This window comes from uncultured Sulfitobacter sp., assembly GCF_964021855.1.
Classification (GTDB): Bacteria; Pseudomonadota; Alphaproteobacteria; order Rhodobacterales; family Rhodobacteraceae; genus Sulfitobacter.
This window is the reverse complement of sequence record NZ_CAXHZD010000003.1, coordinates 502,352-515,119: the sequence shown is the minus strand read 5'-3', so window position 1 is coordinate 515,119 and position 12,768 is coordinate 502,352. Positions and strand designations below refer to the sequence as shown.

Genomic DNA, 12,768 nt, shown 5'->3' with positions numbered 1-12,768 from the left:
TTGCTGTGGTCAAGGCGCGTTACTTCAGGCGCACGCCTTCTCGGGAAAGCCGCTCGCGCAGCACATCAATCTCAATGTTCAGGTCTGTCTTGTCTTCCAATAGCGATTTTTGCGTGCGCGCGGCAAAGTTTTTGTCCAGATCATCCAGCAGGGCCAGATAGTCGGCGCGCGCCTGCGCATCACGGGTATTGGCATAGATATCAGCAAACTTGAGCGTCGCATCGCGCGCACCTTGCAGATAAACCGACAGGTATTTTCGCGCGCCGGTCAGATCACGTGGGTCTTCCTCGACGGTGCGGATCAGGGTGCGGGCGGTTGTCTGGAAGTCTGCCAGCCGGTCCGTGGCCTGACGGTCGCCCGCGCGTGCGATGGCAGTGCTCATCGCGTTCAGATGCTTTTCGGCTTCTTCAACCACACGGGCAACGCGGCCTTTTTGAAAACTGTCGATCCCCTCCATCCCCTTGGAGGTTAGCGGATCAATGCCAAAGGCCGATACATGCAGGCCCAAGGCCGCCAGCCCGTAGATCACAGCAGCCGCAATGCCGGGGTCATTTTTATACGCGGCCAAGCCAACGCCAAATCCGGTCAGAACGCTCGCGATCATCTTGCGGGGCAGGGCGGGGCGTTCGGCGACTTTGCGGGCAATATACGCGGCTTCGGCCTTGAGCCCCTCGCGCAGCATAAGCGCTGCGCCGGTCAGCGACCCGGCCGCGATCAGGCCCAAGGCCAACCCTTGCGCACCATCATTCAGGGACATGAAAACCAGCGGGATCGCGGGGATGAACAGAACATTCGCACGACCGCCCACGGGATCAACCTCGACCCGTTTTGCACCGGAGCGGTGCTGGGTCGGCTGGCCATCTGATTGCGCTGTGTCGCTTTCTTGGCTGTATTTACCGCCGTACCGTTTCGCCATTACAGGCCCCCCAGCCAGCCCGTCGCCACGCCGAACAACAGCACAATCAACGCGGCATAAGTGATCTTTTGAAACGATGTGGGTACCATCTGGCCCTCTTTGTTTAGTCCGTAAGGGGCTCGCAACATATTCTGCCCTGCACCCAAAATCCGCGCCATAATTGTTAACAGTACGTAGCCAATCACAAGGATTAGCGTAAACAGCGCGGCAAATAGAAACAATCGACCCATCTAAATTTCCTTCTGTCCCATATATAGGGGCTCAGGCGGCGGGCCGCTAGGGATTCTGCGGGAACAGGGATCCCAACGTGCCCCTATGTGCAGAATTCAGGGTTTGCGCGTGCTTTTCACACGGGTGCCGAACTTGCGCGGGGCTGGGCCGTCAGATGCGGGGCGCGCGGGCTTGGATTTGCCGTAACCGGGCTTGGGCTTGCCGGGGATGGTTTTACCTGTCGCGGTCTTTTCGCCCGGTTCTTTGGGCAGGCCGGGGCGACCGGGGCCGGGAACGCCGGGCTTGCGCGGCTTGCGCTTCACAATATGGCTCGGCTTTTTCTTGACGGCGGTGCCGGTGTTGTCCTCGATCTCAAGGCCCAACTGGTCGCGCACGACCTTGCGCTTCAGCTCTTCAACTTCGCCGGGTTTCAATTCACCCAGCTGAAACGGGCCATAGCTGGTGCGGATCAAGCGGTTCACGGACAGATGCACCGCTTCCATGGCGCGGCGAATCTCGCGGTTTTTACCTTCGCGCAGGCCGACGGTCAGCCACGCGTTCGCACCCTGCTGGCGGTCCAGTGTGACTGTCATCGGTTGGAATTCTTCGCCGTCGACGGTGATGCCCTTGCGCAAGGGCTCAAGCACTTCGTCGGAAGGGCGGCCATTCACGCGGACACGGTAGCGGCGCAACCAGCCGTTGGACGGCAGCTCAAGCTTACGCTTCACCTCGCCGTCATTGGTCAGCAACAGCAACCCTTCGGAGTTCAGATCGAGCCGTCCCACGCTCATCACGCGGGGCATGTCCTCGGGCAGATCATCAAAGATCGTGCCGCGGCCTTTTTCGTCGCGGTTGGTTGTCACAATGCCTGTCGGCTTGTGATACAGCCACATGCGCGGCGGTTCTGGGTCGCCCACAGGTTTGCCATCAACGCTGATCTGATCGGCCGCCGTCACGTTCAACGCGGGCGAATCGATTTGCACGCCGTTGACGCGTACGCGCCCCGCTTCGATCATGCGCTCGGCTTCCCTGCGGCTGGCAAGGCCAGCGCGGGCCAAGACTTTGGCGATACGGTCACCGGCGGGTGTGCCGGATTGGGGGGGCTGTGTGGGTTTATCTTGGCTCATAATTCAGCGCTTACCTTGTTTCATGCCCTTGCGAAAGGCCTGCATTTGCGGCCAAGTGCGGGGATGGCCTTTACTTCATATATGTCTGCCGCGTTGGAACAAGCCCGCGCCGCCGCCTTGCGCGGCGAGGTGCCGGTGGGTGCTGTGGTCGTTGGACCACAAGGGCAGATCGTGGCGGCGGCGGGCAATAGAACGCGTGAATTGAACGATCCGACCGCCCATGCCGAGATGCTGGTGATCCGCGCCGCCTGCGAAACCGTCGGGTCCGAACGGTTGGGCGGGCATGCGCTTTATGTAACGCTGGAACCCTGCGCGATGTGTGCGGGTGCGATTTCGGCGGCGCGGATTGCGCGGCTGTATTACGGGGCCAGCGACCCCAAATCGGGCGGCGTGGCCCAAGGGGCGCGGGTGTTTAGCCATCCGCAATGCCACCATGTGCCCGAAGTCTATGACGACATCGCAGGCCAAGAGGCCCAAGCCATGCTGACCGATTTTTTCGCAGGCAAAAGAAAAGGATAGCCGATGGCAAGCCGAGACGAGTTGAGCCTTTTCATCCGTGACGCGCTGGTCGCGGGCAAAAGCCGCGCGGATATTACCGGCGCGTTGATCCACGCGGGGTGGAGCGAGGCCGAGATCACCGACGCGTTGGGCGCATGGGCCGAAACGGCATTCACCCCGCCGGTACCGCGCCCCGTGCAAACCGTGTCCGCGCGCGATTTCTTTGTCTATGCGCTGACCTTTGGCATATTGCTGGTCGGTGCCGTCAATCTGGTGATCGTGTTGCAGGTGCTTGTCGATTTGCTGTTCGAGGAGGACGGCTATGCAGCGTTCGGGCGGTTTCGCTTTGGCGTTTCGGTTCTAATCGTCACGGCCCCGTTGTACCTGTGGCTGACCCTGCGCGAACGTGGCAGGTTGGCCCGTGACCCTGCGCTGCACCGGTCGGCAATCCGCAAATGGCTGACATATATCGCGCTTTTGCTGGCGGCTGGAACGTTGCTGGGGGATTTGATCGCGACGATCTATGCCCTGCTGACCGGCGATTTCACCGCGCAATTCATGCTAAAGGCGGGGATCGTCGGGTTGGTGGCCGGTGGGATATTCCTGTTCTATTATAACGCGATACGGCAAGAGGACGCTGAATGAACCGCGTGTTGCTTATCGGGTTTTGTCTGATGGTCGCTGTGGCAATCGGTGCAGGGCTTTGGGTGGTTGGCGGGCCGGGCTACGCCCGCATGGTCGAGCAGGACCGCCAACGGGTATCTGATCTTGGAGCTTTAGCGGACCGGATCGCGTGTAAGGGCCAGTCAGAGCGCGAGTTGCCAGAGAGCCTTGCAGATGTGGTACCTTGCCCGGGATATCAGGATGCACAACAACATGATCTGGTGACCAAGGAACCTTATGGCTATACCCGCCTAGACCCAAACAGCTTTGAGGTCTGCGCAGAGCTGGCCATTGACCCGGAAACCGCGCGCAGGACGCTGCCGTATCGAAACGATCTAATCCTACGCGGGGGTAATATTGTCTGCATCGCGCGCCACGAGGATGACACCCATAGCGGCTAAAACGTGATCGCTTGCATCACTTGCGGTTCGATCACGTTGACGCCCGGCAGGCCGTCATCCAAGACCTGTGCGGATTGTTCCAAGAGCGGCATGGTGCGGTAATGGCAAGGGATCACAGTCTTGAAATCGAAGTAACGTTTCGCAGCATAGGCGGCTTCGGCCATGCCCATGGTGAAATGCCCGCCTGCTGACAGAATGCCAATGTCAGGTTTGTGAAAATCACCGATCCAATCCATGTCGGCCATGATGCCTGTGTCGCCCGATACATAGATTGAATGGCCTTCGCCCTTGATCACAAGTCCGGCTTCGCTGCCCATGTAGTTCGGCATGCCGTCCATATTCACGCTTGAGGAATGCGACGCTGGCACCATTGAGACGCTGACATTGCCGCGCGTGATTGTGCCGCCCATGTTGAAGCTGTCACCTACAACGGCACCTTGGGTCTCAAGGTACTGGGCCAGTTCATACATCCCAGAGACCGGAACGTTCAGATCCTTGGATATCTGAGGCACGTCGCCGATATGGTCGAAATGCGCATGGGTCACAAGAATCTCAGTGGCCCCGTTCAGTGCCGCGCTGTGTTGGCTTTCCTCAAGCATTGGATTGCCGGTCAGCCAAGGATCTATCAGCAGGACCTGATCTTCGATTTCGATGCGAAAGCTGCCGTGGCCGAGCCAGATGATATTCATGTGTCTTCCCTTTGGTTGATTCACCCGACTGTAGCGTGTGATGCAGATTTTGGGAGCCTCCGGCGGGAGTTTATTTGGCAAAATGAAGCTGAAGTGCGGGGAATGGGGCAATCACCGCCCGCCCAGACTTGCAGGGGGCTGCGGGGGGCGGTAAACGGCAGACAAAGAGATAAGGAGCGCCCATGTCCATTGACGAGACCACCGCCGCACGGGTGGCCAAGCTGGCCCGTATCAAGGTTGAACCAGACGCGTTGCCCGCACTGGCACAGGAATTCAATAACATCCTTGGCTTCATCGAGCAGTTGAACGAGGTTGACGTTGAAGGTGTTGAACCGATGACGTCGGTGACGCCTCAGGTGCTCAAGCAGCGCGATGATGTGGTGCGCGACGGGGGCCAGCAGGCCAAGGTTCTGGCAAATGCGCCAGATGCGCGCGAAGGATTTTTTGCGGTTCCGAAGGTGGTTGAATAATGGCTGATTTGAACAAACTGGGCCTTGCCGATGCGCGCGACGCGCTGCGAAAAGGCGATGTGTCATCGGTCGAGCTGACCAACGCATGTTTGAGCGCAATCGAAGGCGCGGGTGCCTTGAACGCCTTTGTCCACCACACGGCCGATCTGGCGGCAGATCAAGCCAAGGCAGCCGATGCGCGGATCAAGGCGGGCGATGCGCCTGCCATGTGCGGATTGCCGATTGGGATCAAAGACTTGTTCTGCACCAAGGGAGTGCCGTCGCAAGCCGGGTCACGGATTTTGCAGGGCTTTTTGCCCGAGTATGAAAGCACCGTGTCGCAGAACCTGTTTGATGCGGGTGCTGTGATGCTGGGCAAGCTGAACATGGATGAATTCGCCATGGGATCGTCGAACGAGACATCCGTTTATGGCAATGCTGTGAACCCGTGGCGGCGTGCGGGCGATGATGCGCCGCTGACACCGGGTGGATCGTCGGGCGGGTCTGCGGCGGCGGTTGCTGCGGATTTATGTTTGGCTGCGACCGGTACAGATACCGGCGGGTCGATCCGTCAGCCAGCAGCGTTTACAGGCACAGTGGGCATCAAGCCGACCTATGGCCGCTGTTCGCGTTGGGGCGTGGTGGCGTTTGCGTCCTCGCTTGATCAGGCCGGACCAATGACCAAAACCGTGCGCGATGCAGCGATCATGCTGGGTGCGATGGCGGGCTACGATGCCAAGGACAGCACATCGGCAGACTTGGCCGTGCCCGACTTTGAAGCGGCCCTGACCGGCGACATCCGTGGTAAAAAGATCGGCATCCCGCGTGAATACCGCATGGACGGCATGCCCGAAGAGATCGAAAAACTTTGGCAAGACGGCATTGCGATGATGCGTGATGCCGGGTCCGAGATCGTTGATATCTCGCTACCGCATACGAAATACGCGCTTCCTGCCTATTACGTGATTGCCCCTGCCGAAGCGTCATCGAACCTCGCGCGCTATGACGGGGTGCGCTATGGCCACCGCGCCACGCTTGACCAGGGTGATGGCATCACTGAAATGTACGAGAAAACACGCGCCCAAGGGTTTGGCCCCGAGGTTCAGCGCCGTGTGATGGTTGGGACATATGTGCTAAGTGCGGGTTTTTACGACGCTTATTACAACCGTGCCCGTAAGGTTCGGACCTTGATCAAGAAGGATTTCGAGGACGCATTTGCCGCTGGCGTTGACAGCATCCTGACGCCCGCAACCCCGTCGGCTGCCTTTGGCTTGGGCGAAATGACCGATGCCGATCCGGTGGCGATGTATCTGAACGACGTCTTTACCGTGACCGTAAACCTTGCAGGTCTGCCCGGTATTGCCTTGCCAACGGGCACCAGCTCCAAGGGCCTGCCATTGGGTCTGCAACTGATCGGACGCCCGTGGGAAGAGGCTGATCTGCTGTCTACCGCCTATGCGCTTGAGAAGGCGGCGGGCTTTGTAGCCAAGCCTGATAAATGGTGGTAAAAGGCTGCCAATAAAGCAGTAAATGAAAAAGCAGGAAAAATGATTAAACCACTCTCGCTCGTTGCAGTTTTGGGCATGGCTCTATCTGCGTGCCAACCCGCAATCCCCGACAGTGGGCGCGGTGCGGGGTTTGATGATTTTCAGGCGGAGCAAGCCCAGCGTGACGCAGCCCTCGCGGCAAGCACGCAGGGGTCACTTCCGGCACCTTCTGCTGTGACCGCAACTGCGTTATCTGCGCCAGATGACGGCTCAGCCGCTGCGACAGCGGCTGAAACGGCGCGGGTTCTGGATGCGACGCGCCCCGGTGGCCTTGGCAATGACGCGACCACGAACTCCGGTGTTGCGCCGATCAACGCCAGCCCCGCAAACGCGGCCCCCCCGGTTTTGAATTCTGACGGGATTTCGCAGGAAAACAACTTTGACGCGGTTGCGGGTGAACGTACCATCGAAGGCGATGCCGCGCGTATCGCGGCCAATCGCGCGCAGTACCGTGTCGTTGAACCCGAGGCATTGCCAGATCGTATTGATGCCGGCCCAAATATCGTCTCCTATGCTCTGCAAACTAAACATAGTGTGGGGACCACGATCTATACCCGCCGCGGTCTGAACAAGGAGCGCAAATATACGCGCGCCTGTGCAGAATACAGCCACCCCGATCAGGCCCAGATCGCCTTTCTGAGCGCAGGCGGGCCGGAGCGTGACCGCGCGGGAATGGACCCAGACGGCGACGGCTACGCCTGCGATTGGGATCCGTCGCCATATCGCCGGGCCATCAAGGGATAACCACCCAGCGTGGCCAATGTGATCAAGCACCCCTCACCAAATCAAGGGCCGCGCCGGAACGGGCTGCGGCCCTCGCTCGTTGTGATCCACTATACCGCGATGCAAACCGCCGCGGATGCGCTGGAACGGCTGTGCGACCCCGCAGCCGAGGTGTCAGCACACTACCTGATCAGCACCAAGGGTGATGTCATCCAGATGGTCGAGGAAGACGAACGCGCCTGGCATGCAGGGCAGGGGGAATGGGAAGGCCAAGACGATATTAACTCCCGCTCCATCGGGGTAGAGCTGGACAATACAGGCACCCACCCGTTTCCAGAGCCGCAGATGAGCGCGCTTGAGGCCCTTTTGCGGGGCATATTAGATCGATGGGATATCCCGCCTGATGGCGTCATTGGACATTCAGACATGGCACCGGGCCGCAAAACGGACCCCGGCCCACATTTCGACTGGGCGCGCCTTGCACGACAAGGCCTCGCAGGCCAAGGCACCCCTAACCGCCCCGCCGCCGCCCCATCCCCTGAAACTTTCACCGCACAGGCAAAACAAGCAGGCTTTACCGCCGACGCAGCACTTGAGACGCTCTTGGCCACCACACGCCTGCGCTTTGCGCCGTGGCGCAGCGGACCACTCTGCGCAGAGGACATGAACCTCTGCCACGCGCCTGCTTCCAAATGGAAATAAATCCCCGCCGGAGGCATCCCGGCCTCGAAACTCATTGACCGCGCATAAAGTAAAACGCTAGGCGTGCAGCGCGCGGAAGGCTGGATGGCCGCGGTCTTGGTAACAAGGTCGAGGAAAGTCCGGACTCCCAGGAAAAACGGTGCCGGGTAACGCCCGGGCGGGGTAACCCGACGGACAGCGCCACAGAAAACAAACCGCCACCCCGGCGGGTCGGGCAACCGATACCACCGGGGCGGTCAGGGTGAAACGGTGCGGTAAGAGCGCACCGCGGGGGTGGTAACATCTCCGGCACGGCAAGCCCCACCGGGAGCAATGCCAAATAGGGACCGCGTGCTGCGTCTGGCAACAGACAAAGCGGGGCTTTTTCTGCCCCAGCAGGTCCGGGTTGGCAGCTATAGCCCTGCAGGTAACTGCAGGGTCAGAGGAATGGTCATCCCCTGTCTTCGGGCAGGGACAAAATCCGGCTTATAGGCCTTCCGCGCATCTTTTCAGGCCCGTATCGGAATTTTTCAAAAATTCCGGCCCGGAAAATTCGAATTTTCCGGCTCCTTTCCGCATTGGTGGGGAAATAGCGGTTGACTCGGGGGCTGGCGTGACTAGAACCCAAATCTCAGGATTTCACGAGGCTTGGTCGAAAAGCGGCCTTCTCGTACTTGCAGGAGAACGACTATGGCGAAGCCAACCACGATCAAGATCCGTCTGAACTCGTCCGCGGGCACAGGCCATTTCTACGTCACAAAGAAAAACGCGCGTACCATGACCGAAAAGATGGTCATCAAAAAGTACGACCCCGTTATTCGGAAGCACGTCGAATACAAAGAAGGCAAGATCAAGTAAGATCTGCCCTTTGAACGGAATGCAGGACCGCACCCTTGTGTGCGGTCTTTTGCGTTTGTACGACTGTTTCTAAAGGTGCACGCGCCGCACCCGCATCCAAAGGCGACCCTATGCCCAAAGAAGGCCACTTCATAAACCGGAGCAACTGGCTACGTGCGGCTGTGCTGGGGGCCAATGACGGCATCGTGTCCATGTCCAGCCTGCTGGTTGGTGTCACGTCGGCGGGCATGGCGTCTGGCAACGTGATGCTGACGGGCTTTGCCGGGCTGACCGCAGGTGCGCTGTCGATGGCGGCGGGGGAATACGTTTCCGTCTCCGCCCAAGCCGATGTTGAGGCCGCTGATTTGGAACGCGAACGCGTCGCCTTGGAAGAAGACCCCGATTACGAGCTTGAGGAATTGGCTGAAGGCTTGGAAAGCCGCGGCGTCGATGCCGTATTGGCCGTCAAGGTCGCGGCCCAGATGACCGATCATGACGCTCTAGGGGCCCACGCCCGCGAGGAGCTGGGCATGTTTGGCCTTGCGGGGCAAGCCAACCCCTTGCAGGCGGCTGGGGCCTCTGCGCTGGCCTTTGGCATTGGCGGCGCGTTTCCCTTGGCGGCCGCACTCGTCGCCCCGCGTGCCGCAGATATCAGTGCAATAGCCGCGGTCGCTGTTCTAGCGCTGGTTTTGCTGGGCGGAGGTGGTGCCAAGCTGGGCGGCGCGCCCATGCGGCCAGCGATCATACGTGCGGTCGTTTGGGGCGTTGTGGCGATGCTGTTCACCGCCGGTGTCGGGCAGTTTTTCAACAGTGTCGTCTAACGGCTGCCGCGCTTACAGACGGTAGCCCCCGGAAACTGTTAGAACCTCCCCAGTTACAAAGCTTGCGTCATCACTGGCCAAGAACCGCACAGCGCGGGCAATGTCTTGAGGCGTGCCAATCCGACCCAATGCTGTTTCCTTCACAAACAGCTCTGTCAGTCCTGCAGGGCGCGGATTTTCAGCTATGTTGATGGCCCCCGGGGCGACCGCATTAACGCGGATGCCTTTTGGCCCCAACTCTTTCGCCATGGCGCGGGTCCACAGGTTTAACGCGGCTTTGGTTGCCCCAAAAAGTGCAGCCCCTTTGGGCGGTAGGACTGCATTCACAGACGATATATTCACGACCGCCGCGCCGCTTTGCAAATGCGGCAGGGCGGCGGCCAACAAATCGGCGGGGGCGAGTACATTCACGGCCAGCAGCGCATGCTGATCGGCAGCGTCAAAACTGTCGAGCGGGGTTGAGCGCACGGCACCAGCATTGTTGACGATCACATCCAGCCGACCGAAATGCGCGATCAGCTTTTCTACGATATCTGCGCAAGCACCCTCTTTGGTCAAGTCCGCTTGGATGGTGAGGATACCATCGGGCAGGCCCTGCGGTGGGGACCTGTGCCAGACAATCGCCACGTCATGATCTTGGGCGAAGTCATCAGCAATGGCGCGGCCGATGCCAATGGCACCCCCAGTGACAAGGACGGTTCTGGGCATGGGATATGGACCTTTCATTCAATGCAGGGGCCGTCGGGAAACCGTCGCGGTTACCGATCCTCAGGGGGAATATGCTTCGTCTTGGCGGTCTGTCGGGCGATGTCGTCTAAATCGTACTTCAGGCCGCGGCGCGTGGTCGAGGCGGGGTGATGCGCAAGGCTGACCCCGGCGCGGCGTGCCAGCGTGGGGCGGATCGGGCGCGGCACAAAGCCGCCCGCGCAATTGGGGCAGACGTTGTGCAGCACGTCGTCAACGCACGCCGCGCAAAAGGTGCACTCGTAACTGCATATCCGCGCCTCTGTGGCGTCCGGCGGCAGGTCTTTGTCACACATCTCGCAATTGGGGCGTAGCTCAAGCATGGTACGGTCCTTTCCGTGCATGGGGATGGGCCAAACAAGCGCGACGGCAGGAGGGAATGCAAGGGGGCAGGGCACAAAAAAGGCCCGCCAGATTTCTCTGACGGGCCTTTATAGTCTCAGGCGTTTACGTCGCGCTTATTCGCGGTTGCCGAACAGTTGCAGCAACATCATGAACATGTTGATAAAGTTCAGGTACAGGCTCAGTGCGCCCATGATACCCGACTTTGCCAGCCACTCTTGATCGCCATGTTGGGCGTGGGCCAGATAGGTGCTCTTGATGTTTTGCGTGTCATAGGCTGTCAGACCGGCAAAGATCAGCACACCGATGGCAGAGATTGCAAACACCAAGGCAGGCGAGCCCAGGAAGATGTTGACGACAGATGCGACGATCAGACCGATCACACCCATGATCAAGAAGCTGCCCCAGCCAGAAATGTCTTTCTTGGTGGTGTAGCCCCAGAGCGACAGGCCAGCAAAGGCAATCGATGTGATCAGGAATATCTGGATGATCGAGTAGCCTGTGAAGACCAAGAAGATCGAACTGATGGAAATACCCATGACAGCGGCAAACGCGTAAAACAGCGTCTGTGCAGTCGCAGCCGAAATTCTGTTCATGGCAGCGCCAAGGCCAAAGACAAAGGCGAGCGGCGCAAACATGACAACCCACTTAAGCGGCGACATGTACAAGGCTGACCCGAACGAGGTCAGATATTTGTCAGTACCGATCTGCGCCACGGCTGCGGCAGGGTCTGTTGTAACTGCAAGACCGGAAATGGCCCAAGCAGCGGCAAAGGTGATCAGCATGCCAATCGACATGGTGCCGTACACCTTGTTCATATGGGTGCGCAGCCCCTCGTCGATAGCGGCGGCGCGGGATCCGGCAGCGGACCGGATTGTATTCACGTCGGCCATGAAAGTCCTCCAATTGGTAAAAGAGTTGCGGGATTGGTTTTCCGACCCCGGTATTGCATGGAATATCGGGTGACTGGCGCAGTTTTTCAAGGCTTTTCCGCTGATTATCAGTAAGTGGTTACAATAATGATAGCGCATGACCTGTACCATGCTGGCACCGGTTTTCCGGGGTGGCTGGCACGGTGCCCGATCCTGTGGTGCGTACAGGCGCGAAACCAATGCAGAAAGGGTGATTTTGCGCGGAAAACCTGTCGGTCATTACGCCCTTTGGACAAAAACCTTGCACATCGCATCACAATTTCTAATGATTTGCTTTCCTGCATCACGAAAGTAGATGAATGAGAAACCTTGATATTACCACGCTTCGGTCCTTTGTCGCCGTGGCGGATTCCGGCGGGGTTACCCGTGCCGCGGGTTTCCTGCATCTGACCCAATCGGCTGTATCTATGCAGCTCAAGCGCCTTGAAGAGCTGCTGGGTTTGGAGCTGTTGGACAGATCCGGCCGCACCATTGCGCTGACGGCGAGCGGGGAGCAGGTGGTCGCCTATGCCCGCCGCATGATCGCGTTGAACGACGAAATGATCGCCCGGCTGACGGATCAATCCCACGAAGGGGTGATTAGCTTGGGCGTGCCGCATGACATTGTCTATCCGGCCATCCCTCAAGTGCTCAAGCAATTCCATTCCGTTTTTCCGCGTGTGCGGGTTCAGTTGGAATCGTCTTATACCCGGACGCTCAAGGAAAGCTTTGCCAAGGGGGCGTGTGATCTGATCATGACCACGGAAAGCGGGCTGGATACGGGCGGTGAAACGCTATGTTCAAAACCGCTGATCTGGATCGGTGCACCGGGTGGCGCGGCGTGGCGTCAACGGCCGCTGAAACTGGCCCTTGGCCGGTTTTGCACGTTCCGCCCCAAGGTGGTCGAAGCGTTGGACCAGCATAAGGTCAAATGGGATCTGATTGTCGAAACGGAAAGCGACCGCACCATCGAGGCGACGGTCAGCGCCGATCTTGCCGTTCATGCGATGATTGACGGAACGGAACCCCCTCATCTTGAGCGGGTGCAGCATCACGGTGCCTTGCCGACGCTGCCGTCGCAGAACATCAATCTCTACGGTGCTTTGGCGACGCGCAATATAGTGCATGATTCGTTGGCGGCCATGATCCGCGATATGTTCCGACATTAGCGGTGCCGACGATATACCTTGGCAATGTGCACTGGTGAGA

At 59.2% G+C, this 12,768-nt stretch carries 17 protein-coding genes and 1 other RNA gene; 11 read left to right on the top strand and 7 right to left on the bottom strand.

Annotated features, from left to right (window positions below):
• Positions 1-19: 19 nt before the first annotated feature.
• The 3 genes from AADJ11_RS13150 to AADJ11_RS13140 form a co-directional block, all read right to left on the bottom strand.
• A complete protein-coding gene (locus AADJ11_RS13150; protein WP_341234958.1) occupies positions 20-916 on the bottom strand; it encodes a 5-bromo-4-chloroindolyl phosphate hydrolysis family protein in 897 nt (298 codons plus the stop codon).
• Positions 916-1,146 carry a hypothetical protein gene (locus AADJ11_RS13145; protein WP_341234957.1) on the bottom strand — a complete coding sequence of 77 codons (231 nt, stop codon included), beginning with the start codon at positions 1,144-1,146 and terminating at the stop codon, positions 916-918. The genes AADJ11_RS13150 and AADJ11_RS13145 overlap by 1 nt, the downstream gene beginning before the upstream one ends.
• A gap of 96 nt (positions 1,147-1,242) precedes the next feature.
• Positions 1,243-2,253 carry a pseudouridine synthase gene (locus AADJ11_RS13140; protein ID WP_341234956.1) on the bottom strand — a complete coding sequence of 337 codons (1,011 nt, stop codon included), beginning with the start codon at positions 2,251-2,253 and terminating at the stop codon, positions 1,243-1,245.
• Between the two features lie 63 nt (positions 2,254-2,316).
• Between AADJ11_RS13140 and AADJ11_RS13135 the strand changes: the two genes are divergently transcribed.
• Genes AADJ11_RS13135 through AADJ11_RS13125 form a run of 3 tightly spaced genes read left to right on the top strand, consistent with a single transcriptional unit; the run spans position 2,317 to position 3,815 of the window.
• On the top strand, positions 2,317-2,772 hold the full coding sequence (locus AADJ11_RS13135) for a nucleoside deaminase (protein ID WP_341234955.1): 456 nt from the start codon (positions 2,317-2,319) through the stop codon (positions 2,770-2,772).
• Positions 2,773-2,775: 3 nt separating this feature from the next.
• Positions 2,776-3,396, top strand: coding sequence for a DUF5671 domain-containing protein (locus AADJ11_RS13130; protein ID WP_341234954.1), 621 nt, complete (start codon positions 2,776-2,778; stop codon positions 3,394-3,396).
• Positions 3,393-3,815 carry a hypothetical protein gene (locus AADJ11_RS13125; protein WP_341234953.1) on the top strand — a complete coding sequence of 141 codons (423 nt, stop codon included), beginning with the start codon at positions 3,393-3,395 and terminating at the stop codon, positions 3,813-3,815. Before AADJ11_RS13130 ends, AADJ11_RS13125 begins: the two co-directional genes overlap by 4 nt.
• Here AADJ11_RS13125 and AADJ11_RS13120 read toward each other — a convergent pair.
• Complete coding sequence (locus AADJ11_RS13120) at positions 3,812-4,504, bottom strand: metal-dependent hydrolase (RefSeq protein ID WP_341234952.1); 693 nt, start codon at positions 4,502-4,504, stop codon at positions 3,812-3,814. The genes AADJ11_RS13125 and AADJ11_RS13120 overlap by 4 nt on opposite strands.
• Before the next feature lie 182 nt (positions 4,505-4,686).
• Between AADJ11_RS13120 and gatC the strand changes: the two genes are divergently transcribed.
• From gatC to AADJ11_RS13085, 7 genes are all read left to right on the top strand, one after another.
• On the top strand, positions 4,687-4,974 hold the full coding sequence (gene gatC / locus AADJ11_RS13115; protein ID WP_341234951.1) for an Asp-tRNA(Asn)/Glu-tRNA(Gln) amidotransferase subunit GatC: 288 nt from the start codon (positions 4,687-4,689) through the stop codon (positions 4,972-4,974).
• On the top strand, positions 4,974-6,461 hold the full coding sequence (gene gatA / locus AADJ11_RS13110; protein ID WP_341234950.1) for an Asp-tRNA(Asn)/Glu-tRNA(Gln) amidotransferase subunit GatA: 1,488 nt from the start codon (positions 4,974-4,976) through the stop codon (positions 6,459-6,461). Before gatC ends, gatA begins: the two co-directional genes overlap by 1 nt.
• A 39-nt stretch (positions 6,462-6,500) precedes the next feature.
• The gene (locus AADJ11_RS13105) at positions 6,501-7,244 is read left to right on the top strand and encodes a hypothetical protein (protein WP_341234949.1); all 744 of its coding nucleotides are present in this window, start codon (positions 6,501-6,503) and stop codon (positions 7,242-7,244) included.
• 9 nt (positions 7,245-7,253) lie between these two features.
• Positions 7,254-7,925, top strand: coding sequence for an N-acetylmuramoyl-L-alanine amidase (locus tag AADJ11_RS13100; RefSeq protein ID WP_341234948.1), 672 nt, complete (start codon positions 7,254-7,256; stop codon positions 7,923-7,925).
• A 72-nt stretch (positions 7,926-7,997) separates the two neighbouring features.
• An RNA gene (rnpB, locus tag AADJ11_RS13095) (RNase P RNA component class A) lies at positions 7,998-8,409 on the top strand.
• 185 nt (positions 8,410-8,594) lie between these two features.
• Positions 8,595-8,762: a 50S ribosomal protein L33 gene (gene rpmG, locus AADJ11_RS13090; protein WP_005852281.1), complete on the top strand. Its 168-nt coding sequence runs from the start codon at positions 8,595-8,597 to the stop codon at positions 8,760-8,762.
• Positions 8,763-8,872: 110 nt separating this feature from the next.
• On the top strand, positions 8,873-9,562 hold the full coding sequence (locus AADJ11_RS13085) for a VIT family protein (protein WP_341234947.1): 690 nt from the start codon (positions 8,873-8,875) through the stop codon (positions 9,560-9,562).
• A gap of 12 nt (positions 9,563-9,574) precedes the next feature.
• Here the strand turns inward: AADJ11_RS13085 and AADJ11_RS13080 are convergent, their stop codons facing one another.
• From AADJ11_RS13080 to AADJ11_RS13070, 3 genes are all read right to left on the bottom strand, one after another.
• A complete protein-coding gene (locus AADJ11_RS13080) occupies positions 9,575-10,270 on the bottom strand; it encodes an SDR family oxidoreductase (RefSeq protein ID WP_341234946.1) in 696 nt (231 codons plus the stop codon).
• 50 nt (positions 10,271-10,320) lie between these two features.
• Positions 10,321-10,629, bottom strand: a complete 309-nt coding sequence (locus tag AADJ11_RS13075; RefSeq protein WP_341234945.1) for a DUF1272 domain-containing protein — start codon at positions 10,627-10,629, stop codon at positions 10,321-10,323.
• Positions 10,630-10,764: 135 nt separating this feature from the next.
• The gene (locus AADJ11_RS13070) at positions 10,765-11,541 is read right to left on the bottom strand and encodes a Bax inhibitor-1/YccA family protein (protein ID WP_341234944.1); all 777 of its coding nucleotides are present in this window, start codon (positions 11,539-11,541) and stop codon (positions 10,765-10,767) included.
• Positions 11,542-11,879: 338 nt separating this feature from the next.
• Here AADJ11_RS13070 and AADJ11_RS13065 point away from each other — a divergent pair, with 338 nt between their 5' ends.
• On the top strand, positions 11,880-12,728 hold the full coding sequence (locus AADJ11_RS13065; protein WP_341234943.1) for a LysR family transcriptional regulator: 849 nt from the start codon (positions 11,880-11,882) through the stop codon (positions 12,726-12,728).
• Positions 12,729-12,768 lie beyond the last annotated feature (40 nt).